The 21361-nt window shown below is 65.2% G+C and carries 24 protein-coding genes; 10 read left to right on the plus strand and 14 right to left on the minus strand.

What is annotated here, in order from left to right; translation table 11 throughout:
- Positions 1-21 precede the first annotated feature (21 nt).
- The 4 genes from BLS74_RS27775 to BLS74_RS27790 all read left to right on the plus strand — a co-directional run bounded on the left by BLS74_RS27775 (position 22) and on the right by BLS74_RS27790 (position 3213).
- Entirely contained in the window at positions 22-489 is a 468-nt protein-coding gene (locus BLS74_RS27775) for an RrF2 family transcriptional regulator (protein ID WP_093110357.1), read from the plus strand.
- 80 nt (positions 490-569) lie between these two features.
- Entirely contained in the window at positions 570-863 is a 294-nt protein-coding gene (locus BLS74_RS27780) for a metal-sulfur cluster assembly factor (RefSeq protein WP_244504032.1), read from the plus strand.
- A gap of 86 nt (positions 864-949) precedes the next feature.
- Entirely contained in the window at positions 950-2014 is a 1065-nt protein-coding gene (locus BLS74_RS27785) for a hypothetical protein (RefSeq protein WP_244504033.1), read from the plus strand.
- Positions 2014-3213 (plus strand): NnrS family protein, encoded by a 1200-nt coding sequence (locus BLS74_RS27790; protein ID WP_093110359.1) that lies wholly within the window; start codon positions 2014-2016, stop codon positions 3211-3213. The genes BLS74_RS27785 and BLS74_RS27790 overlap by 1 nt, the downstream gene beginning before the upstream one ends.
- A gap of 864 nt (positions 3214-4077) precedes the next feature.
- Here BLS74_RS27790 and BLS74_RS27805 read toward each other — a convergent pair.
- From BLS74_RS27805 to BLS74_RS27815, 3 genes are all read right to left on the minus strand, one after another.
- Complete coding sequence (locus BLS74_RS27805; protein ID WP_139191758.1) at positions 4078-5664, minus strand: sialidase family protein; 1587 nt, start codon at positions 5662-5664, stop codon at positions 4078-4080.
- Between the two features lie 278 nt (positions 5665-5942).
- On the minus strand, positions 5943-6254 hold the full coding sequence (locus BLS74_RS27810) for a hypothetical protein (protein ID WP_093110363.1): 312 nt from the start codon (positions 6252-6254) through the stop codon (positions 5943-5945).
- Positions 6255-6355: 101 nt separating this feature from the next.
- Entirely contained in the window at positions 6356-6721 is a 366-nt protein-coding gene (locus BLS74_RS27815) for a hypothetical protein (RefSeq protein ID WP_093110364.1), read from the minus strand.
- 499 nt (positions 6722-7220) lie between these two features.
- Here BLS74_RS27815 and BLS74_RS27820 point away from each other — a divergent pair, with 499 nt between their 5' ends.
- From BLS74_RS27820 to ubiM, 3 genes are all read left to right on the plus strand, one after another.
- Entirely contained in the window at positions 7221-7970 is a 750-nt protein-coding gene (locus tag BLS74_RS27820) for a DUF4336 domain-containing protein (RefSeq protein WP_093110365.1), read from the plus strand.
- 180 nt (positions 7971-8150) lie between these two features.
- Positions 8151-8507, plus strand: coding sequence for a TraR/DksA family transcriptional regulator (locus BLS74_RS27825; RefSeq protein WP_139191759.1), 357 nt, complete (start codon positions 8151-8153; stop codon positions 8505-8507).
- A 168-nt stretch (positions 8508-8675) separates the two neighbouring features.
- Entirely contained in the window at positions 8676-9896 is a 1221-nt protein-coding gene (ubiM, locus tag BLS74_RS27830; protein WP_093110367.1) for a 5-demethoxyubiquinol-8 5-hydroxylase UbiM, read from the plus strand.
- A gap of 3 nt (positions 9897-9899) precedes the next feature.
- Here ubiM and BLS74_RS27835 read toward each other — a convergent pair whose 3' ends face one another.
- The 8 genes from BLS74_RS27835 to BLS74_RS27870 all read right to left on the minus strand — a co-directional run bounded on the left by BLS74_RS27835 (position 9900) and on the right by BLS74_RS27870 (position 16122).
- Complete coding sequence (locus tag BLS74_RS27835) at positions 9900-10376, minus strand: bacteriohemerythrin (protein ID WP_093110368.1); 477 nt, start codon at positions 10374-10376, stop codon at positions 9900-9902.
- Positions 10377-10406: 30 nt separating this feature from the next.
- Positions 10407-11414: a DUF6198 family protein gene (locus BLS74_RS35255; RefSeq protein ID WP_244504034.1), complete on the minus strand. Its 1008-nt coding sequence runs from the start codon at positions 11412-11414 to the stop codon at positions 10407-10409.
- 57 nt (positions 11415-11471) lie between these two features.
- Positions 11472-12014, minus strand: coding sequence for a hemerythrin domain-containing protein (locus BLS74_RS27845; RefSeq protein WP_093110369.1), 543 nt, complete (start codon positions 12012-12014; stop codon positions 11472-11474).
- 179 nt (positions 12015-12193) lie between these two features.
- The gene (locus BLS74_RS27850) at positions 12194-14335 is read right to left on the minus strand and encodes a copper-transporting P-type ATPase (protein WP_212733711.1); all 2142 of its coding nucleotides are present in this window, start codon (positions 14333-14335) and stop codon (positions 12194-12196) included.
- 188 nt (positions 14336-14523) lie between these two features.
- Positions 14524-14820 (minus strand): hypothetical protein, encoded by a 297-nt coding sequence (locus BLS74_RS27855; RefSeq protein ID WP_139191760.1) that lies wholly within the window; start codon positions 14818-14820, stop codon positions 14524-14526.
- Positions 14813-15466, minus strand: coding sequence for a methyltransferase family protein (locus tag BLS74_RS27860; RefSeq protein ID WP_093110372.1), 654 nt, complete (start codon positions 15464-15466; stop codon positions 14813-14815). Before BLS74_RS27860 ends, BLS74_RS27855 begins: the two co-directional genes overlap by 8 nt.
- Positions 15447-15698 (minus strand): DUF2933 domain-containing protein, encoded by a 252-nt coding sequence (locus BLS74_RS27865; RefSeq protein ID WP_093110373.1) that lies wholly within the window; start codon positions 15696-15698, stop codon positions 15447-15449. The genes BLS74_RS27860 and BLS74_RS27865 overlap by 20 nt, the downstream gene beginning before the upstream one ends.
- Positions 15699-15723: 25 nt before the next feature.
- Positions 15724-16122, minus strand: coding sequence for a hypothetical protein (locus BLS74_RS27870; RefSeq protein WP_348272442.1), 399 nt, complete (start codon positions 16120-16122; stop codon positions 15724-15726).
- 214 nt (positions 16123-16336) lie between these two features.
- On the opposite strand from BLS74_RS27870, the gene BLS74_RS27875 reads away from it, so the two are divergent.
- A complete protein-coding gene (locus BLS74_RS27875; protein ID WP_093110374.1) occupies positions 16337-17122 on the plus strand; it encodes a YoaK family protein in 786 nt (261 codons plus the stop codon).
- Positions 17123-17367: 245 nt separating this feature from the next.
- On the opposite strand, the gene BLS74_RS27880 is transcribed toward BLS74_RS27875, so the two are convergent.
- A complete protein-coding gene (locus BLS74_RS27880) occupies positions 17368-17952 on the minus strand; it encodes a hemerythrin domain-containing protein (RefSeq protein ID WP_093110375.1) in 585 nt (194 codons plus the stop codon).
- A 62-nt stretch (positions 17953-18014) separates the two neighbouring features.
- Between BLS74_RS27880 and BLS74_RS27885 the strand changes: the two genes are divergently transcribed.
- A complete protein-coding gene (locus BLS74_RS27885; RefSeq protein ID WP_244504035.1) occupies positions 18015-18530 on the plus strand; it encodes an NUDIX hydrolase in 516 nt (171 codons plus the stop codon).
- Here the strand turns inward: BLS74_RS27885 and BLS74_RS27890 are convergent.
- Together BLS74_RS27890 and BLS74_RS27895 are read right to left on the minus strand one after the other, a co-directional pair.
- Positions 18520-19914, minus strand: a complete 1395-nt coding sequence (locus tag BLS74_RS27890) for a trypsin-like peptidase domain-containing protein (protein ID WP_093110376.1) — start codon at positions 19912-19914, stop codon at positions 18520-18522. The two genes, BLS74_RS27885 and BLS74_RS27890, sit on opposite strands and share 11 nt — an antisense overlap.
- Before the next feature lies 1 nt (position 19915).
- Positions 19916-20338, minus strand: a complete 423-nt coding sequence (locus BLS74_RS27895) for a universal stress protein (protein ID WP_093110377.1) — start codon at positions 20336-20338, stop codon at positions 19916-19918.
- Positions 20339-20474: 136 nt separating this feature from the next.
- On the opposite strand from BLS74_RS27895, the gene BLS74_RS27900 reads away from it, so the two are divergent.
- The gene (locus BLS74_RS27900; RefSeq protein ID WP_093110378.1) at positions 20475-20996 is read left to right on the plus strand and encodes a universal stress protein; all 522 of its coding nucleotides are present in this window, start codon (positions 20475-20477) and stop codon (positions 20994-20996) included.
- Positions 20997-21361 lie beyond the last annotated feature (365 nt).

A 21361-nucleotide genomic window follows, 5' to 3' on the forward strand; every position in this document is an offset into this window, starting at 1 on the left:
GCGGCTTGCCCGTGAGAGATCATGAAGCTCACCGCCTTCACCGACTACAGCCTGCGGGTGCTGATCTACCTAGCCGCGCAGCCGGAGCGACGCGCCACCATCGCCGAGATCGCCTCCTCTTTCGCGGTGTCGGAGCATCACTTGACCAAGGTGGTCCATTTCCTGGGCAAGCACGGGTGGCTCGCCAACGTCCGCGGCAAGGGAGGCGGTCTGTCGCTCGCGAAGGCGCCCGACTCGATCAATATCGGCGACGTTGTGCGTCACACCGAAGGCAACGCGATCGTGGAATGTTTCGGGGAAGGCGGTGGCGAATGTCGGATCACCGGCCTGTGCCGTCTGCGCGGCGTGCTGGATGAGGCCGTGGCGGCGTTTCATGCGGTGCTGCATCGCTACACGCTGGCGGACCTGGTTCACAACCGGGAGGCGCTTTCCGCAATATTCTTTGTCGATCAAGCCCCAGTGCGTCGCGCTGCCAAGGGGGCGGCATGACCTCCTCCTCTCGTCGCGCTCGTACGCCAGAGCAGGCAACTCTCGAGGCGGCTTCCATTCCCTACGACGGACCGGCAGCCTTGCGCCAGCCGATCGCCGCAGCGCTGTCACGCGTCGTCGATCCGGAAGTCTCGATGAACATCGTCGATGTCGGCCTCATCTACGGCGTCACGGTCGACACCACAACCGCGCACGTGCTGATCACGATGACTTCAGCCGCCTGCCCGGTCATCGACCTCATCATCGAGGATGCAGAGCTCGAGCTGGACAAGGTCCTCCCGGCCGATCTCAAGATCTGCATCGAACTGGTGTGGGAGCCGCCCTGGACCCCAGACCGGATGAGCGCCAACGCCAGACGGTTCATGGGATGGTGAACGCCGAACGTCCTGCCGTCCGAGCCCGCCGTCGGGCATCGACATCCCGCCTATGGATCTTCGCGCGCGTGGTGTTCGGTGCGCTGGTGACCGTCTCCTTGGTGGCAGGTGTCGCGGGTGGACTTTGGCGGCTCGGCGTCGCGGTGCCGGATCCGCTTTCCTTCGCCTGGACCGGCCAGGTGCTGCTGGTGCATGCGGCCCTCATGATCTGCGGCTTTCTGGGCACGGTCATCGGCATCGAACGCGCAGTGGCCGTCAAGCATCGTGCGGCTTTCCTCGCGCCGCTCGCGTCGGGCTCCGGCGCGCTGTGCCTGGTCCTTGGGCAGCAGGCCGCCGGCGCGTGGCTCGGCGTGGCGGCGGCGGTGTCCTTCCTTGCGGTCAACGCGGTCGTCGTGCGGCGCCAACACGCGGCCCACACACTTCTGTTGCTGGTCGGCGCGGCCGCATGGGTGACAGGCAACGTTCTGTTCGCGCTGGGACATGGCGGCAATGCAGTTTTTCCCTGGTGGTTCGCCTTTCTCGTCATGACGATCGCCGCCGAGCGCCTGGAGATGACGCGACTCATGCGCCGACGCCCGAGCGCCAGCGTCACGCTGCATGTCGTGCTGTCGCTGCTGCTGGCGGGCGCCGCATGGTCGGGCGTGGCGCCGCGCGCCGGTGAGCTGGTCTACGGCACGGCGCTCGTGCTGCTCGCCGCGTGGCTGGTGACCTTCGATGTCGCGCGACGCACGGTGTTCGCGCACGGCATCAGCCGCTACATGGCGGTCTGTCTCCTGGGCGGCTACGCCTGGCTCGGGATCGCCGGCGTGGCGTGGGCCACGACGGCGCTCGGATGGGCCACCCGCGACGCAGCGCTGCACGCGTTGGGACTCGGCTTCGTCGTCAGCATGATGATGGGGCACGCGCCGGTCGTGCTGCCGGCGATCGCACGGGTCAAGCTGCAGTTCGGCGCCTTCTTCTATCTGCCGCTGGCTGCCCTGCATCTGTCGCTCCTGATGCGGCTCGTCCTGGGGACCTTCAGCGAACCGCTGCGCGCCGCCGGCGCCTCATTCAACGCAGCGACGATCGGCTTCTTTGCCGCCACCGTGGCCGGCGCGGCCGTGGCGTGGCGACTCCAACACGGCGCCGCCGGCGCCAGAAAGACCCAGTAATGGCGCCCTTCACCGCCGTCAAACGCGCGCAACCACCCGCGGCCCAAGAAGGGCCCGGCTTTGCCCTGTGGCAACTCGGCTTCCGACCGTTCTATCTGCTCGCGAGCGCCTTCGCCGCGCTGTCCATCGGCCTGTGGGCGATGCAGTTCGCCGGCTGGCTGCCGGGGGCCTACCTCCAGGGCCCGCTGTGGCATGCACACGAAATGCTGTTCGGCTTCGCCCTCGCCGTGATCGTCGGCTTCCTCTTCACCGCGGGGCGCAACTGGTCGGGCCAGCCGACGCCCGTGGGACTGCCGCTGGCCGCCCTGGCGGCGCTGTGGGTGGCAGGGCGCGTCCTCGTTCTCACGCCCTTCGCCTGGACGGCCGCCGTCGTCAACGCGGCGTTTCCGCTGGCGTGCGCGGTGGCGCTGGCCATCCCTCTCGTGACTGCACGCAACCGCCGCAACTACTTCTTCATTGGATTGCTGCTGGTGCTGTCGGGCGCTGCATTCGCCTTCCATCTCTCGGCCCTCGGCGTGGTCCAGACGCCGACATGGATCGGCATCCAGTTGGCCCTGGATGTCCTGCTGTTCACCATGGCGGTCATGGGCGGCCGGGTGATCCCGATGTTCACCAACAACGGCATTTCCGGCGCCAATGCGACGCGACACCCCCTGATCGAGAAGGTGGCGCTGGGCTCTCTGATCGCGCTGCCGATCAGCGACGCAATGGGTCTGCCGTCGCTTGTCGTGGCAGCCATCGCCGTGCCGGCGGCGCTCGTGCATGTCGTGCGTTGGCTGCTCTGGCAGCCCTGGAAAACGCTGAACAACACACTCGTTCTCGTGCTGCACCTGGCCTACGCGTGGATTCCCGTGCACCTCGCGTTGCGGGTGTTGGCATTGCATGGCTGGGTGTCGCCGTCGCTGGCGACCCACGCGCTGACCGTCGGCGCGGCCGGGGGGCTCATCATCGGGATGATGGTCCGCACGGCGCGAGGTCACACCGCTCGAATCCTGCGCGCCGACCAGGTCGATACCGCCTGCTTCGTGCTGGTGCTGCTCGCCGCGCTCGTGCGGATTTTCGTGCCGCTCGTCGCACCGTCCCAAACCCTCGCCGCCGTGCTTGTTTCCGGCGCCTTCTGGACATTGGGCTTCGGCTTGTATGCCTTGCGCTACTGGGCCGTGCTGACCCGCCCCCGCCTGGACGGCAAGCCTGGCTGAGCTCGCCGACCTCCATACGCATTCGCGCCACCCAACGCATGCATCATGTCAAAGCTTCGCATATTCATGGCCGAGGACAGCGCAGCGGCCCGTGTCCGCCTCACGGAAGACCTCAGCCACTGCACTGACCTCGCCATCGTGGGATGCGCCGACACCGAGCTCCGAGGCCTGACCTGGCTGGTCGAGCACCCGCACGGCTGGGACCTGGCGATCGTCGATCTGGCCTCGCCAGTGTCGTTCTGCACCTGTCGATCGGCGCCGAGGACGCAAACCCCGAGGCGTTGCGCATCAAGGACTTGGGAGCAGATCTGCCAAGCTACTTTGAACCCGCTGCGCAACACAGGTTGAATTTTCGGGCGGGTTTTTACCCATCTTTGAATCTTCCGTGTCGCGCGAGCCGGTCACGAACTGCCGGCGGCCGGGCGCGAACAGCCGGTTGGGGCTGTTGCGGTCCTTTAACATCAAGAGAAGCTGATCTTCGTCAAAGTTTCTGAACGGCCAAAAAGATCATCCGCGTGCTCCAAAGGCGCCGCAGGCAACGACCGCTGCCCGAGTACAGCAGTCATACGTCGACGTAGGGCGTGGGAATTTCTCCAGGGCGGACCTGCATCGTGGGCCGTGGGCGACAACACGAAAGCTGGTCGATCGTCAGCTCTGCAGCCCTGCAACGGATGCCATCCGCGCGCTCAACGCAGAGGCCCTCATCGACACCCAACTCGGCCTGTTCAGCGCCGCGAAGGGCCCGTGCGTGCAAATCGTCCACCTCGACCGCGCCGCGATGCATGCGCCCGATCCACGACTCGGGTCTGCTGCCGCGACGCCCCAATCGCGAGCACAGCCCGAACCGTTCGCACACGGCCATCGTCAGGGCTGCCGGACGAAAACGACGCTCTGGCGGTCGTGGCTGTCGACGAACACGCCGTTGTTGTTCTGCGGGAAGACGACCGGCAGGCCTAGGTTGTTGGCAACGGTGAAGGCGGCGACGAAATCGGTGCCGACGGTCGAAAGCCCGACGTAGTCGCCGGGGAAGAAACCGCGCGGACCGGTGATGACCATCTGCCGCATGTCGAACGATTGCGGCGTGAGCCGGCGCTCGCCGAGGTAGTTCAGGTCGGCGTCGAACAGCGACAACCACACGTCGGTGCTCAACCCCGGGTCGCCGAGCACGTCGTTGCGCCAGTCGTAGAAGAGCACGCCGACCCGCCCTTGAGAATTGACCGCAACGACCGGCAGGAACGCCTGCACGCTGGCGGCCGTCCCCTGGTTGACGCGTACCGGCGTCGACCACGTGGCGCCGCCGTCGTTCGAGCGCGAGACGACGATGCCGGCGCCGCCTTGGGTGTTGGCGTTGCCATCCTGCCACGTCATGTAGAGCTGACCGGTCGCGCGGTTGACCGCGATGTTGGGGATCTCCTGCGCATCACGGACGGGGATGCCGAGTTCCGGATCGACCGCGGTGATGCTCGCGAACGAGGCGACGCGCGCGTCGACGCGCGTCCAATGCTTGCCCTGGTCGACCGAGCGAAGGATCGCCTGCTCGAACGTGACGCGACCCGCGGCCCGATCGACGAGGATGCGGAAGAACGCGTTCACCAGCGTGCCGTTCGGCAGCACGACGATCTGCGCGCCCTGGCGAAACACGGCCTGCTGGGCAGGCGCCGCGTTGCCCATCGTGGCGATCGGGATCGCCGGCGACCACGTCTGCCCGCCGTCGGTCGAGCGCGCGAACACGAGCGACACGAACCCGGTGCGGAACACCGTCCACGTCGCGTACACGAGCCGCGAATCGAACGGATCGGCGGTGATCGCGTTCTTGTCGTGGAACACTGAGCGCCCGGGATCCTGCGCAGGGTTGCGCGCGATGACGACGGGCGGCGACCACGTCGCGCCGCCGTCGGTCGAACGGGCGACGACCATCGCGTTCTCGTTGACCGAGTCTTGCACGACCAGTGCCATGTAGTGCGCGGTGCCGTTCGGGCTGAAGGTGATCCACGGATCGCTGCCGCGCTCGAAATCGCCGGCCGAGCGGGGTACCGCGCCGGAGCAGCGCGTGAACGGAATGACCACCTGCTGCCAGGTCGCGCCGCCATTGAACGTATACGCGGCGCCGAGGCTTTGTGCGCCGCCGGTGCTCCAGCGGTCCTGGTGCCAGCCGGCGATCATGTTGCTCGGATTGGTCGGATTGACCGCGAGGTAGGGTTCAGACTCGCTATTGCGATAGACGACGCCGAGCTGCGGCGCGCCGTTGCACGCGGTGACGGCGAGCGGGTCGTTCGGGTTGCCGCCGTCGGGGTTGAGGCTCGAACCGCTGATCGCCACCTGCGCGCGCGCCGCATCGGGCGCGCCGGCGAGCATCAGGCCGAGCACCGCCGCGCCGAGGAATGCCGATCCGCGCGTAAGCCATGGAAGCTGTGACATGCCTTCCTCCTGCTGTATCGAAGGAGGCCACATCGTGCGCTCGCCTCGAAAGCCATGTCAAGGCATCTTGCTGCGTGGGCGCGCGTGGAGCCAACGGCGTGCCCCCTGCGGAAACCGGGTGGCAATGGCCGGTCTCGAATGCCAAGCGGGCGTTCGACTCGAAATTTGCTAACAGCAGCAATGGGTCGAGAGCGGCGTTGAGCGACTGCTTTTTGGCACCAACATTGAATGGCTGGTGATGGCCAGGTGATGGCCGCATTCTGCCGAAGAGCTTTCTGCCAGCCAGCTATGCGCGCTGCCGGCATGTGCATCTATCGAAGTCTGGAGCCGCCCGGGTTTACTGCTTCCTCATCTCGCCTACTTGGGTAATTTGGCTTCTTCTCGTCCAATTGGTAGAACAGCAAGCCATGAATTCCCATGGCTTGTGCTTTGACTACACGCCGTGTCCATAGCGCTTTGAACGCGCTGTTGAGCGTTGCTTCATCAAGCCCGCGTTCGTAGACCTCATCGATGAACGCGACGTCCTGTCCAGCCGGGAAAATGAGCGAGAACTCCTCGTCAGTCGCGGCAAGGAGTTCGTAGACGCAATTCACGGCGCCGTCGATGACCTGGATATTCTTCATTGCAAGCTCATGGTGAAGGTTGCCGGCGGAGGTCCGCTTGATGCGCACGCCTCGGGGTTGCGTCCTCGGCGCCGATCGACAGCGACCCACGACGCTTCAGGTTAGCAGGCGAGCGGGTCTTGTTCGGCGTACTCCCGGTCGAGCAGGCAGCCGGTCGCCTTGAACCAGCAAATCGAGTCGTGCGCGGCGACGACCGCCAGCTTAATCTGCTCGGACGCACCCGGGTCGGCCAAAGCCGCCCACTTGGCGCTATCGGCCGCCTGCTCAAGCTCGAATACGGCCTCGCGTTGGCCGGGGGCAGGGGCGCCTTCCACCGCGGGCCGCGTTTTCGCGAACTTCCGCCGAAACTCCGCAACGACCGCCACGAGAACTGGGCATGCTATGCCGTCAGCCGCCAGCGCGGCTTCAGCCGCGGTCAATCGGCTGTCGAGCTGGAAGCAGACCTGTTTCGAAATCGTTGTCGTCATGATGCTCTCCCAGTCAGGCCGGCCGCCCCCTGAAAAACACCCCTACGGCCTTCCTGCGCGGTTCTCCCGCCGCCACGTGCTCTCGGCCGGGCGCTGTGCCGGGAACGGTGCGTGCGTTTTGGCTGTAGGCTTATAAATTGTAGTCAGGCAGCTCGACCCCGCAAGGAGCAGGCCGCCGACGAACTGTTCAAAGGCCAGCCCTGGTACCTGTGGTTCAAGCTGAGCTTTCGCGACTTGGTGGAGGTGATGGCCGCCGACCCGCACGAGCGGCGGACGTCGCGTGCTCTTCATGTCGGGCGACGATGCGCCGGCTGCGGGTCTTCCCATATTCGCAGTGCGTAGCTCATTCGGCTCCGAAGGGTAAATCTTCGACAGCAGAGCGTCGTCGAGGGGCGGAGGTTGGAGCCCGAGACGAGGGTCCGCTTAGGGCCCCAAAGGCGAAGGTCGGCAGGGTCAAGCGCTGCCAGAATCGTGCAGGATACGTATCCGAGACGGCAACATGGGCGCAGCACTTTACGAGCCGATCAATGTGTACAAGCCTGTGGCGGCAAACATCGGAGTTGTCGACGGGCCCTTTGAATACCTGACCGTGGCTGGCGTCAGGCTGCCGCTACCGTTCACCACCCGCATGACGGTGGTGCGCCTCTCGAACGGCGATCTTTTCCTTCACTCGCCGACGAAGTTCGATCGCAAGCTTGCAGACGAGCTTGAGCACCTCGGGACTGTCCGGCATCTGATCTCCCCCAACCAGTTCCACTATGCCCACATTGGGGAGTGGTTGAACGCCTTTCCGGATGCCGTCGCATGGGCGTCGCCGGGCGTACGCAGAAGGAGCAGAGCGCGGCGCGTGGAGATCCGTTTCGGGAGAGACCTCGATCTGGACCCGCCGGGCGAATGGCGGAACGAACTGGACCAAACGCTGTTTCCGGGTGGCTACTTCAAGGAATTCATCTTCTTCCACCGGGAATCAGAATCTCTCATCGTGACGGACGCCATCATCAACATCGAGTTGGACAAGATGGACGAGCCTTGGCGAACGTTCACGAGGATGAGCGGGATGTACTACCCACGCGGGCAGGTGTTCTTCGGGATGCGCCTGCCGCTGTTGTTGCAGCGGAAAAAGGCAGCTGCGGCCATCGCGAAACTTCACGCGTGGCGGCCTCGCCGCATCTTGCTCAGTCATGGGCGCTGCTTCAACGTGGATGCAGACGCGGTTATCCGCCGGATTTTCGGAAAACTTGGGAGGTGAGAATCCGAGGGCTGCTCCTGGGCCGACGCCTGTCACACGCCGTCAGGCCAGATACGGACAAGGTCGCCCGCTGGCAGCTGCGCGGAGTTTTGGGGCGAGCGGAATTTGACGCGGATCAAATCCCGGGCGAATGGACATCCGGATACTGGCGGCCAGTCAACCTCATCCCGAGCCACCAGCATGAACCACATGAAGCCGGAAGATCTGCAGTCCTTCATCGAGCGTCTGGACATCCTGAAGCGGTGGGCGCTCAGCGAACGCGCCCAGCTGCACGACGGCCGCGCCGAGCATGCGCCCGACGCGCAGGCTTCCGAGCCCTGCCCTTCGTCGGCTGGGGAAGTCGGCAATGTCACGGCCTTCGCTGCCGTCAAGGTTCGTCGGCCGACGCTGCAGGATATCGAACAGGCACTCCAACGCATCTCCCTGGGCCTCTACGCGCTTTGCCTCGATTGCGAGCGTGTCATCGCACGCGAACGTATGCTGATCGAACCGGCGGCCATCCGGTGCCACGCCTGTCAGTTCAGGCTGGCCCGCTGAACGCTGGAGCATTGCAGCCAAACTCGCCCTCGCCCACGGCGCTCGACCTGAAGCGCCGCGTGTTGAACTTTCGGGCGCCAAGGCCCGTTTCGCCAACCCTTGACCTCCGTCAAGGTGAGCGCTGCTGCGCCGCCCACAATCCGGCTCCTCATCCACGGAGGAAACTGAATGCAGCAGGATCGTGACGTCCTCATCGTCGGCGCCGGTCCGACCGGGCTGGCTTTGGCCATTGCCCTGGCCGACGCCGGCTTCACCGCTACCGTGCTGGACGCACAGCCGCGCGAGGCCCTGGCCGCCCCGGCCGAGGACGGACGCGACATCGCGCTGACCCACGCCAGCGTGGCCACGTTGCGCGCACTGGGACTTTGGCAGCGCCTCTTGCCCGAAGAAATCGGGCGCATCCGGGAAGCGCGCGTCATGGATGGCGATCGGCAGCACTCGGCGCTGTCCTTCAACGCGCACGGCCACGGCGCCGACGCTCTGGGCTGGATCGTGCCGAACCATGCACTGCGCCGCGTCAGTTTTGCAGCTGCGGCACAGCGCCCGGGACTGCGTCTGATGGATAGCGCGCAGGCGCTGCGCATCGGCACCTTGTCCACGCACGCGGAACTTGAGTTCGGCACCTCACCGGGCGCGCCGCACCATCTGCGCGGCCGCCTGCTCGTCGCGGCGGACAGCCGATGCTCCTGGTCCCGCCGGCAGCTCGGCATCGCGGCCGACATGCATGACTTCGGCCGCACCATGATCGTGTGCCGGATGCAGCACGACCTGCCACATGACGACGTCGCGTATGAGTGCTTCGGCTACGAACGCACGCTCGCGGTGCTGCCCGCTGCGGGCCATGTCTCGTCGGTCGTGGTGACCACCGACGCCGCCGCGGCGGCGCAGCTATTGGCATTGCCCGAACGTGCGTTCGCGACCCTGGTGGAGCGCCAGTTCCGCGGCCGGCTGGGCCGCATGCAGCTGCTCGGGCAGCGCTTCGCCTACCCGCTCGTTGCCGCGTATGCCAGCCGCTTTGCGGCCCTGCGCAGCGCGCTGGTCGGCGACGCGGCCGTCGGCATGCATCCGGTCACGGCCCACGGCTACAACCTCGGATTGCAAAGCATCACCTCTCTCACACACGCACTCTGCGCAGCCCGCGCCGCCAACCAGGACATCGGCGCCGCCACGGTTCTGGCGGGCTACGAACGCAGGCATCGTCGCGATTCGGCCCTGATCTACCACGGCACGAATGCCGTGGCGAAGCTCTATGCCAGCACCGGCGCACCGCAGCGCTTCGCACGGCAGCTGATCCTTCGCGCGGCCCAGCATCTGCCACCGCTGAAGGCGGCGATCACTGCGCGCCTCACAGGCCAGGGCGGCCTGCAGTTGCCCGGAGCGGCTCCCTAGCGCTCAATGCGTCGCACCGTGCTCCACGGCGGCACGCAGCGCGGACCACACGGGAAGCGAGGCCTGCGCCGGCACGTCGGCGGGCGCAGGTTCGAATTGTGCGCTGCGCAAGTGGAGGGCCAGCGCGGCGTCCATTGTCTGCACATGCTTGACATACCAGTCTCTCAACTGATGCGCCATCTCCCGCACCTGCAGCAGCCTTCCTTCCTCGGCCTGCAACGCACCTTCGCGCATGACCCCCAGCACCACGCGGTGCTGGATCGCGTGCTCCTTGCGCGATGCGTAACCGGTCGTTCGCATCCAGATGTCTTCGCGCGCAAAATTCTCGGCGGCGCACTCCACCAGGTCGCGCCAGGCCGACGGCAGCAGCGCGTTGTCAGCCTTGTCAACCAGCGCCAAGAGCCCGAAGAATTCCTTGCAAGCCTGGTCCATGAAGGGCAAGTCGAGCGAGAGTGCGTCGGATCGATCCAGGGCAGCCATGTGATCTCCTTTGATACTGAAGACACAAGGCTACCGGCGCCTGGCGAGTGGCCCCTTGATGTGGGTCAACGACTGATCAATCGATTCGCCCACATTACCTGCAGCACCTGCAGCACCTCTCAGCGACCTCCGTACTCGTGGGCTGGCGCCTTGGTAGGGCCGGTTGCCCGAGCCGGGCCGCGAGTCCTGCGCCAAGTGATGGCGTATGCTGGTCTCGGACGCATCACCGACGGCGTGAGCCTTGTCCGCATGAGCCTGGCCGAACGGCGCTTCGCGTGGCGCGGGTGAGCTCCGTGGCGGCAGACCTTGTTCGCCCGGTCGATGATTCCACACCAAAACCAGATTCACCATCACGGCCGACACGATGGAATAGACGACACGGCTCGGTTCAACGAGTGCGAATGCCGCCGCAACGATCGCGGCATCACACACCATTTGCACCGTGCCCGCGCGCCATCCACGCCGCCGCTGCAGAAACAGTGCCAGCACGCCAAATCCACCCAGGCTGGCACCATGACGGAACAGCACCAGCAAACCGACACCGATCAGCAAACCACCGACGATCGCTGCGAACAGTGGGTGCGCCGAGTGCACGCTGAGAGCCCTGCCCATTCCTTCGACGCCGAGCGACAAACCGGCGACGACGATGATGGTTTTCCAGGTGAAGCGCGGACCGAATACGCGCCAGGCGAATGCGATGAACGGCAGGTTCACGATGAGCAAGGTCCAGCCGAGAGGCCAGCTTGTCGCATAGCTCATCAGGAAGGCCAGACCAGGAATGCCGCCGGTCAACAGTTGGGCGCTGCGAAGCATGGCCAGCCCCAGGGCGACCAACAGGATCGCGGTCGCGAAACCCTGCGCGTCGTTCAGCAGCGCGTGTGGCCTTGCGACGTGGACTCGCGAGCTTTGATCCATGAAGCAGTGTCCCCCGTGCGGTGAATAGTGACCTTGCGCCAGGACAAGGTCTTGCGCTGCTGCGGCCGTTCCGGGCGTCGCCGCCGATCGCCCCCTGTGCTCGAAGACAGAGGCTTCGGGCATTGCGGGCGACGCTGTTCGGGTGTCCGAGGGAACTTCGCCGCCGGATCGAAGCGCCGCCTATCTTGCCGCCAGCAACTCGCGCAGCCTCCCATAGGTCTGACTCGGTGCTTCTCCGAACAATGGATCCGAACCGGATGGGACCGCCCCGGCGACGATCTCCCAGTCCTGCGCTGTGAGCAAAAGCGCCGCGCGCGGCAAGATGTCCCTTTCCTCGGTGGCAAGGTGGTGCCGGTAGTAAACCAAGTAAAGTGCTGCCGCCGCTTCTACGGTCTCGCGCGGGATCAGGGCATCGGCGACGACCTCCTGCAGTCGCGTCACAAGCTCTTCGCCGGCGGCGGCGATTGCGCGATGCTCCTGCAGCAGGCGATTGATTGGGAGGCGCAGCGACGCATCGCGCATGACCAGGCTCGCGAACGCGGCGTCCTCGCGCGGATGGTGAAAGCGGTCCCCAAACTCCCGCAGATACGAGACGATCTCGAGCATGAGGTCGACATCCGGATCTTCGCCTTCGTGAAACCTGGTGACCTGCTCTTCAAAGACATCGAGGAGCCGGGAGAAGTTGACATGCTCGGCATGCCATAGCGCGATCGGGTTGGCCATACTGAACCTCCGAAATCCGGTGGAACCAGGGGCAGTCTAGCCAGCCCGGCGCCGAACTCCATGATCTGCGTCAGGCAAACTGCTTGACACTTGGGAGATTCGGCCTCTCGCCGTCCCCTTGCGGCGTGCCATGAGGCGGCACGGTTCATGAGCAAGGTTGGCCCAGTTCGCTCACTTCGTCATCGGTCGCCCTTTCCGGCTCGCAGTCTCAGCGAGTTGGCGATGACGCTGACCGATGACAGTGCCATCGCCGCCGCCGCCACGACCGGCGACAACAGCAGGCCGAAGAACGGATACAGAACACCGGCGGCGATCGGGATGCCGGCGACGTTGTAGGCGAATGACAAGAAGAGGTTCTGGCGGATGTTTCTCATCGTCGCCTTCGAAAGCAGGCGGGCCCGAACGATGCCCATCAAGTCGCCTTTCAGCAGCGTGACGCCGGCACTTTCCATTGCCACGTCGGTGCCGGTCCCCATCGCGATGCCTACGTCCGCTGCGGCCAGGGCGGGTGCGTCGTTGACCCCGTCCCCCGCCATCGCGACCACCCTGCCCTGCGCCTTCAGCCGCTGGACAACGGATGCCTTGTCCTCGGGGAACACTTCCGAGATGACCTCGACGATACCCAACTCCCGCCCCACAGCTTCCGCCGTCGTCTTGCCATCGCCGGTCAGCATGACGATACGGACGCCGGCATCGCGCAGGGCCTTGAGAGCCTGCGGGGTTGTGGCCTTGATGGGGTCGGCGATGGCGACGAAACCGGCAAGACGACCATCGAGTCCCACGAAGATGACCGTCGCCGACCTCGAACGCTGGGACTCTGCCTGCGCGGCCAGCGCGGCCACATCGATGCCCTGCTCCGCGAGGAACTTGGCGCTCCCGCAAACCACGCGTGAACCGTCAACGACACCGACCACGCCCTTGCCGACGGGCGAGTCGAAGTCGCTGACGGACGACAGCGTCAGTTTGCGGTCCCGCGCCTCGGCCACGATGGCGGCGGCCAGCGGATGTTCGCTCGCACGCTCGACGCTGGCGAGCTTCTGCATCACCGCAGCCGCATCGAACCCGGCGGCCGGCGCGACCTGGACTACCTTCGGACTACCTTCGGTCAAGGTACCGGTCTTGTCGACCACCAGCGTGTCGACCTTCTCCATGCGCTCCAGCGCCTCGGCATCGCGGATGAGCACGCCCTGTTGCGCGCCGCGGCCCACGCCCACCATGATGGACATTGGCGTCGCCAGCCCCAGCGCACACGGACAGGCAATGATGAGCACCGCAACCGCCGCGATGAGCGCGTAGGAGAAGGCTGGGCTAGGACCCCAGACGAGCCAGGCGACAAACGTCAGCACAGCGACCGCCATCACCGCCGGCACGAACGCCCCTGCCACCTGGTCGGCCATGCGCTGGATCGGCGCGCGGCTTCTTTGCGCGGCAGCCACCATATGGACGATCTGCGAGAGCAACGTATCGGCGCCCACCTTCTGCGCGCGCATGACGAAGCCGCCGGTCTGGTTGAGCGTTCCCGCGGTGACCTTGGAGCCAGGCGCTTTTGCGACCGGCATCGGCTCTCCGGTGATCATCGACTCGTCGACCGTGCCCCGGCCCTGCGTCAACTCGCCGTCGACCGGCACCTTCTCGCCCGGGCGAACGCGCAGCAGCTCACCGACCTGGACGATGTCGAGCTGAACCGTCTCGTCGGACCCATCCGGCTTCACCCGAATGGCCGTCTTGGGTGCGAGTTCGAGCAGGGCGCGAATGGCGCCCGAGGTCTTCTCGCGAGCGCGCAGCTCCAGGACCTGCCCCAGCAACACCAGCACTGTAATCACCGCCGCGGCCTCGAAGTAGGTGGCCACCGCACCATCTGGCAGGCGGAACTGCGAAGGATACAGCTGGGGCGCGAGCGTGCCAGCGATGCTGTAGACCCAGGCCACGCCGGTCCCGAGCGCGATCAGGGTGAACATGTTCAGACTCCGGTTCTTGACGGAGAGCCACGCTCGCACGAAGAACGGCCAACCGGCCCATAGCACCACGGGCGTTCCGAACACAAGCTGCGCCCAGTTCGAGGCCTGCTGTCCGATCAGGTGATGGATATCGACCAAGTGCGCGCCCATCTCCAGCACAAACACCGGAAGGGTGAGCACCAGGCCACCCCAGAAGCGACGCGTCATGTCCCTCAACTCGGGGCTATCGCCCGTCTGGGACGTGGCCATCACCGGCTCGAGCGCCATGCCGCAGATGGGACAGTTCCCCGGCCCCATCTGGCGCACCTGCGGATGCATGGGACACGTGTACTCGGCGTCCTTGGCATTCGCCTTTGGCGTCATCGTTGACGGAGACGACGCTTGGCCTGGCTGCACCCCGTGGTCGCGATGGCCGCCCTGATGCGTCGCGTGGTGGTGCGCGTGAAGGTCGGCCGAGGTGTCGGAGGTCGATGGCATGTTCTTTCCCGCGAAATTGATGCAGTCTGTGCCTTCCCACGGGGGGAAGGTCAAGCCGCTCCTCGGTGCTTGCTTCAGCCCGAAGACGGGGCAACGAGCAGGTAAGCCACCGATCCGAGAGTTGCCAGCAAGCCGGCCCAGCATGCCCAGAACACGGCGAGCTCCCACCACTGCGGTTCGCGCTCGCCGATCTCCAGCCGATGCTTGAGCGTCATACCCGCGCCGTGCAGCAGCACGCCGGCGCCGAGCAAGGGCAGCGCGAATCGCTGCATCGGCATCGGCGCGAGCAACCCCAGACCCAGTCCGAGGACGGTGGCGCCGATGCCAGACAGCAGCTCGGCGCTCTTGATGCGAGCCGAAACGCTAGGCATGCCGATGGCGAGCACGCCCCCATGAGGGAAGAAAGCGCGGTGTCACCGCTGCGTATGCCCGCCATGGGCCTCCGAACTCGCGCTCCGAATCGCGCTCTTCGGACATCGCCAGCCGAACGTACATCACGACCAGGACCGGGAACATAGCGAGCGTCAGCACCGTTGGCCACTGAAGCAGAAAGCCGAACATGATGAGAACGAACGCAACGTACTGCGGATGCCGGATGAAGCAATATGGGCCGGCTGTCGCGAGTTCGTGTCGTCGCTGCGCGTAGTACAACACCTGCCACGCCTTGGACAACAGCGCGAAGCCGGCGAAGATGGCAACGAAGCTCAGGATATGCAACACGCCGCTGTGCGGATTGCCGTGCTGACCAGTGAACAGCCACCACAGGTGTCCTGCCTCGTGCCCGAACAGGTTGACATTGGGGAACTTGGCGCCGAGCCAGCCGGACAACAGGAAAATCGTCAGCGGGAAGCCGTACATCTCCGCAAAGAGCGCCACGATGAAGGCCGAGTACGCACCGAAGCTCCTCCAGTCCCGAAGCGTGGTCGGCTTGAAGAAGCTGTAGGCGAACCCCACGAAGATGAAGGAGTTCAGCAATACCAGGCCCCAGAGGCCGTAGTCATTGTTGGCGCTGTTCATTGTCCTGCTCCCGTGGGTTGTGGCCTCGAGAATGCCCGCCATGGCGGTGCCCGTGATGCATGAAGACGTGCATCAACGGACAGGCAAGCACGAGAAGGAATGGAAGCACCCCGAGCAAATGCGCCCGGTGCTCGGTGTACAGGAAGAAGCCGCCGACGAGCGCGACGACAAGCAGGGCGATTCCGCCGGGCGAGCGCCAGAATGTCGGCGATTCGTTGTTTCGCGTATCCATCTCCACGCCTCCATGACCGAGGACGCTACCTGGCTGCCGGAGGCTTCGCCGCTTCCCGGTCCATCATCATCTGCATCATCATTTCCATCATGTCCATGCGGCGCTCCATCATGTTTTGCTGCATGGGCGGCTCAGCCGGCATCGAGGACTTGCCGCCGTCTTGCCTCGGCATGCTGCTCCTCATCTGGCCCATCATGGTCATGCCGCCCTGCATCGCGCTCATGTGGTCCTTCATCAGCGCCGAACGCTCGGCGGGGGTCTTGGCGGCCTTCATCTTCTGATGCATGTCCTGCATCAGCTTCATTTGCTCGTCGACCTTGGCGGTGTCGGCCTTCGCTGCGGTGTTCGCGGGGTGATGCGCGGCGTGTTCATCCGCCTTTTTGGCTCCCGCCCCTGGGAACGATGAACAACCGGCAAGCGACATCAGCGCTGCGGTGATCAGGATCATCTTCTTCATTTCAGTTCCATTCGATGCGAATGCAAAATTGGTGGCAATCGCCAAGAGCATGCTCGCTGCAGTTGCTTGCTTCCTTGACGAATATCAATCGCGCGGCCTGATGCAACATCTGTGCGGAGCTTCCGTTCGCTACCACCAGGATCTATTGCCGAACGCGTAACATCTGGATTTCTCCATCGAAATGCCCATCAACTACGCTAGGCGCCTTACAGGTCGAAAACGAACCGCGAATGCGAATCGCCACCTGGGATTCGCATTGGCGTTCGTGGCTGGGGCCATCAATGCCGGTGGGTTCCTGGCCGTCCAGCAGTACACCTCTCACATGACGGGCATCGTCTCTTCGATGGCCGACAACCTTGTCCTGGGCGTATACGACGTGGTGCTCAGCGGCGCGGGCGGGCTGTTGTCGTTCCTCGCAGGCGCTGCAAGCTCGGCGGTCCTGGTCAACTACGCACGGCGCCGCCGAATGCACAGCGAGTACGCGCTGCCGCTGTTGACGGAGGCCTCCTTGCTGATCTGCTTCGGCGTCCTTGGCGCCCGACTGTCCGATATGCGAGGCCTTTTTGTTCCAGTGACGGTGATGCTTCTCTGTTTCATCATGGGACTGCAGAACGCGGTGATCACCAAGCTGTCGCACGCCGAAATTCGAACCACCCACCTCACCGGCATCGTGACCGACATCGGCATCGAGCTTGGGAAGTTGTTCTATCGAAATGCCGCCGGCCCGCCTTCACATCTGCGCGTCATGGCCAACCGAGACCGCCTGCGCGTTCTCACGCTTCTCGTTGTTTTCTTCTTTGCCGGCGGTGTGCTTGGCGCTGTCGGCTTCAAGTACGTCGGCTACGTCTCGACCGTGCCTCTCGCCCTGGTACTGCTGGGGCTTGCGATGGTTCCGGCGGCCGACGATCTGACGACTCTTGCGCGCCGCTGGGGCCGCGCGGCCAGGCAATCGCGAAAGGGGGGTTGACGCCCTCCTCTCGCGAGCGCCGGTGACTCGTGCGCGACGTCCTGGGACGCATCGAACTCCCTACAACTCCCTACTGCACCAGCACCACGTCCGGCAAGACTACCTGAGGGTCAGGGCAACCAGGGGCACGATCGCCTACCGCCGACACAACGTCCGCGATGGAAATGCCCTCTCCGCCCGAGGCGGTCCAGCCGCATCGCACCCGGCGACGGATGTCCTCCGGGCGCATTGGCCGTTGGACGACATCAACTGGATGCGCCCAACCCGATCGGTGCAGGCACTGCGTTGACAATGCGCGTGAAGAGCGCGCGGTAGTCCGCTTCAGGTTCGCATCCGGTCAATGGATCGCGGTTGGTGCTGAATGCCTCGTCGAGGTCTGCCCAATCGTCTTCGGTGAGCACCCGTTCGGCCAACGGCAGGATCTCCCTTTCTTCCATCGCCATGTGAGCAAGATAGAAGTCAACATAGCGCTCTGCCGCCTCCTCGAAAGCCTGCCGGCGCGGCTCGCCGATCATCTCGAAGCCGAGCAAGGCGTGTTCGACCTCGCGGATTCTTCGCTCGCCACGCGCATGGTCGTCGTCCAGGCGATCGAGCAGTTCGCGCGAAAGCGGTGTCCGCGCACGCAGCTTCGGAAACAGCAACTCCGACTCCTTGCGGTGGTGCCGCTTCTCGGGAAACTCGTCGACGTAGAACAGCATCGCCCGCAGCGCGCCGAAGTCAGGCAGCGTGCCTTGCCGTCGATGCTGCGCCAAGAGCAGCAGGACGGAACGCAGCATGGCCGACAGGGCGGAGTGCTCGTCGCAGATGATTCTGGTGGTGGTGTGAGTCATACAAATCCTTGGAAGGCTCTAGACTCCCATGGAGTTCGGGACGCGGCCTTGCTGCAGATCAAATGAACGTCGCTTCGACCTGCGCAAGGTCCCAGCGCATGGTCCAATGCGCGCAGATGGCGAAGCGAAGTGCTGGACTGCTCATGTACCGTCGCAATGACGGCGTGCTCGAGGTGCTGCTGGTGCATCCCGGTGGGCCATTCTGGGCGCGGCGTAACGAGGGTGCATGGTCCTTTCCGAAGGGCGAATACGACAGTGGCGTCGAGACTGCCCTTGACGCCGCCAAACGGGAATTCACCGAGGAGACCGGCTTTGCGCCCGGCACGCGCCACGTGAGCCTGGGAGAGGCTCGCCAGCGCAGCGGCAAGCTCGTATCGGCCTGGGCCTTCGAAGGCGATTGCGATCCGCAGGCGCTCGAATCCAACACCTTCGAGCTCGAATGGCCGCCGCGATCAGGCAACTTCAAGAACTTCGCGGAAGCAGACCGGGCTGCCTGGTTCACGATGGCTGCAGCACGCAAAAGCATCCTTCCGGGGCTGGTCGTTTTCATCGACCGGCTCGAAGCGCTCAGCGCGTGAGCCCGACGGGCGGCGTCACCGGCACGAAGGTCGTGATAGAACCGCGCCGGATCAGCAGGGCCACGGTCTCGCCCTGCCGGACCGATTCGAGCGCTCTGTCCAGATCGCTGATCCCGGAGACGCCGACATCGTTGACAGCCAGGATCACGTCACCGAAGCGAAGACCTGCCCGCTGGGCGGATCCCGAAGTGGAACTCACATAGAGTCCTGGTTCGAGCAGCCCGCCCGTCTGCTTGGCTGTGCGCTCGACCAGGTCGAGTCCCAGTCGCGGCTCGCGTCCGTCGCGGGAGGCGACGCGCTGCGGAAGATCGGGTGCGCTTTGCGCAACGGTGAGTTTCACCGTTAGCGGCGCCTTGCGACGCCAGATATTCAGCGTGATCGAAGCGCCGGGGCGGGCAGCCGCAACGCGCTGCTGGATTTCCGGGTAGGCCGTCGCCGTGTTGGTGTCGACGCCCAGCACGACGTCACCGCTGCGAAGGCCCGATTTCGCCGCCGGTCCGCCGGCATCGACACGCACGATCAGCGCCCCCAACGCAGCGTCGAGCCCGAACGCGAGCGCAAGATCCGAGGTGAGCGCCTGAGTCCGGGCACCAATCTGCCCGCGCGTCACGCGCCCCGTCGACCGGAGCTCGGCGGCGACCCGCATGGCCGTGTCAATTGGCAGGCTGAACGACACCCCTAGATACCCGCCGCTCGCGGAATAGATCATCGAGTTCATCGCGACGACTTCGCCGCGCTTGTTAAAAAGAGGCCCCCCCGAATTGCCGGGATTGAGCGCGACGTCGGTCTGGATCAGGGGCTCGCCGGTGCCGCCGGGCAGGAAGCGCGGATTGGCGCTCACCAAGCCGGCGGTCACGCTTTGCTCGAATCCGAATGGCGCCCCCAGCGCTGCCACCCATTCTCCGGCGCAGAGGCGCGCGCTGCTGCCGATGGCAGCGACCGGCAGGTTTGTCGCGGCGATCTTCAGGAGCGCTACATCGGTGCGTCGGTCGAGCCCGACGACATCGGCCGGCCAACGACGCTGCCCGCCGACGAGGACCGCTGTCTCCTGGGCCCCGAGCACCACGTGCGCGCTCGTCAGCACGTACCCGTCGGCGCTGACGACAATGCCCGACGCAGATGCGCGCTCCGATCCCGGTCGGGATCGGGCCAGCATCCCGTTGTCATCGTTGTCGCCCCACTCTGTGCCTTGCCCGATCGCCAGCACGCTCACCACAGCCGGTGCCTGGCGTGCCACCGCTGCCACGAAGTCGACGCCCTGCTTCGGCGCGTCGGACGGGTCAAGACAGGGCCCGTCGCGAGGCCATGCATGCGTGGTGCCCAGTAACGCCAGTGCGCCGAGCGTCGCCGCCAGGACGCCGCGTGCGAACGGCTTGCTCAGCATCTCAGCGCACCAGCAAGACCGGCACCGTGCATTGCGCCAACACCTTCGTGGCGACGGAGCCGAGCACGAGATTCTTCAACGCGCCGGCACCGTGCGATCCCATGACCAGCAGATCGAACTTTCCCGCTTCTGCGTACGCAGCGATCTCGTCGGCCGGATGGCCCACTTTGTGAACCAAGGCCGCCTCGATACCGTGCTCCGAAAGGAACGCTCGAATCGGCTCAAGCACCAGCCGCGCGTCATCTTCGTAGTAGCCATGAACGAGTTCGGGCCCCGCGAAGGCAGCAGCCCGGTGTGGTACCGGGAGAACCGCATAGAAAACCGTATAGGTGTGAGCCGCGCCCAGCCCGTCCTTGTGCGCTGTCAGGTAGGAGAGCATGCGCTTCGTGTAGTCGCTGCCATCCACTGCGAGAAGAATTTTCATGATGTTCCTTCGAATCGAAAGTCCCGGATGGCCTGATGTTCGTCGCGCGCTCATCGATTTCCTTTGCGCCAAATCAATATGCAGCGCGCCATCATTCCGATACTGACCGTCTCAACCTGCACCGAAGGAGCGCGTCATGTACCAGCAGATCCTTGTTCCCATCGACGGCAGTCCGACATCGCGGCACGGCCTGGACGAGGCCATCCGCGTCGCCAAACTCACGCAAGGAAGGCTGCGGCTGCTCCATGTGATCGACGAACTGTCCTTCGCCCTCGCCATGGACGCCTACGCGGGATACGCCGGTGACTGGCTGAACGTGCTGCGCGAGAACGGCAGGCGCCTTCTCGATGAGGCCGCAGCCACCGCCCAGGCCGCCGGCATCGAAGCCGACAAGGTGTTGTGCGACAGTTTTGCGGGCTCGGTCCACCAGGTGGTCAATGCCGAAGCCGCCAAGTGGCCCGCAGACTTGATCGTCCTCGGCACCCACGGCCGCCGCGGGGTCGGCCGCGTCGTCATGGGCAGCAGCGCGGAGCACATCCTGCGCTATGCCTCGGTGCCGGTTCTGCTGGTTCGTGCGCCGGAGGGCGAATCGAAGGGCGAACCGGTCCAGGCGCCGACGAGTGTCAGCTTGCCGACCGGCGCGCTGGCCTTCGAGTGATTGGATGCGCGTCGTCGCCTCACCAACACACGAAGGATGGGTCGCGTATCAGCGCATTCTGTTCCCTTCGATGGCAGCCCGACATCGAATCGCGGACTCGAAGAGGCCAACCGCGTCGCCAAGCTGACCCGTGGACGGACTTCGGCCACCATGATGCGCCGGGCCTCCTGCAGCCGCGGCATCGTTGTCCGCACGACAGACTGAGGCGCCCCCTCGGTTCATTTCCGCGAAGACTTGGCCTTGACCTCCAGAGACCCTTCGGCCTACGGCCGGCCTGCCCAAAGCGCCGGACGTCGGGCGGCCCAGGGCATCGACTGCTCGAGCTGCCCGGCCAGTCGTAGCAGCAGGTCTTCACGCGCAAAGCC

Origin of the sequence: Variovorax sp. CF079 (assembly GCF_900101545.1) — a bacterium.
Lineage (GTDB): Bacteria > Pseudomonadota > Gammaproteobacteria > Burkholderiales > Burkholderiaceae_C > Variovorax.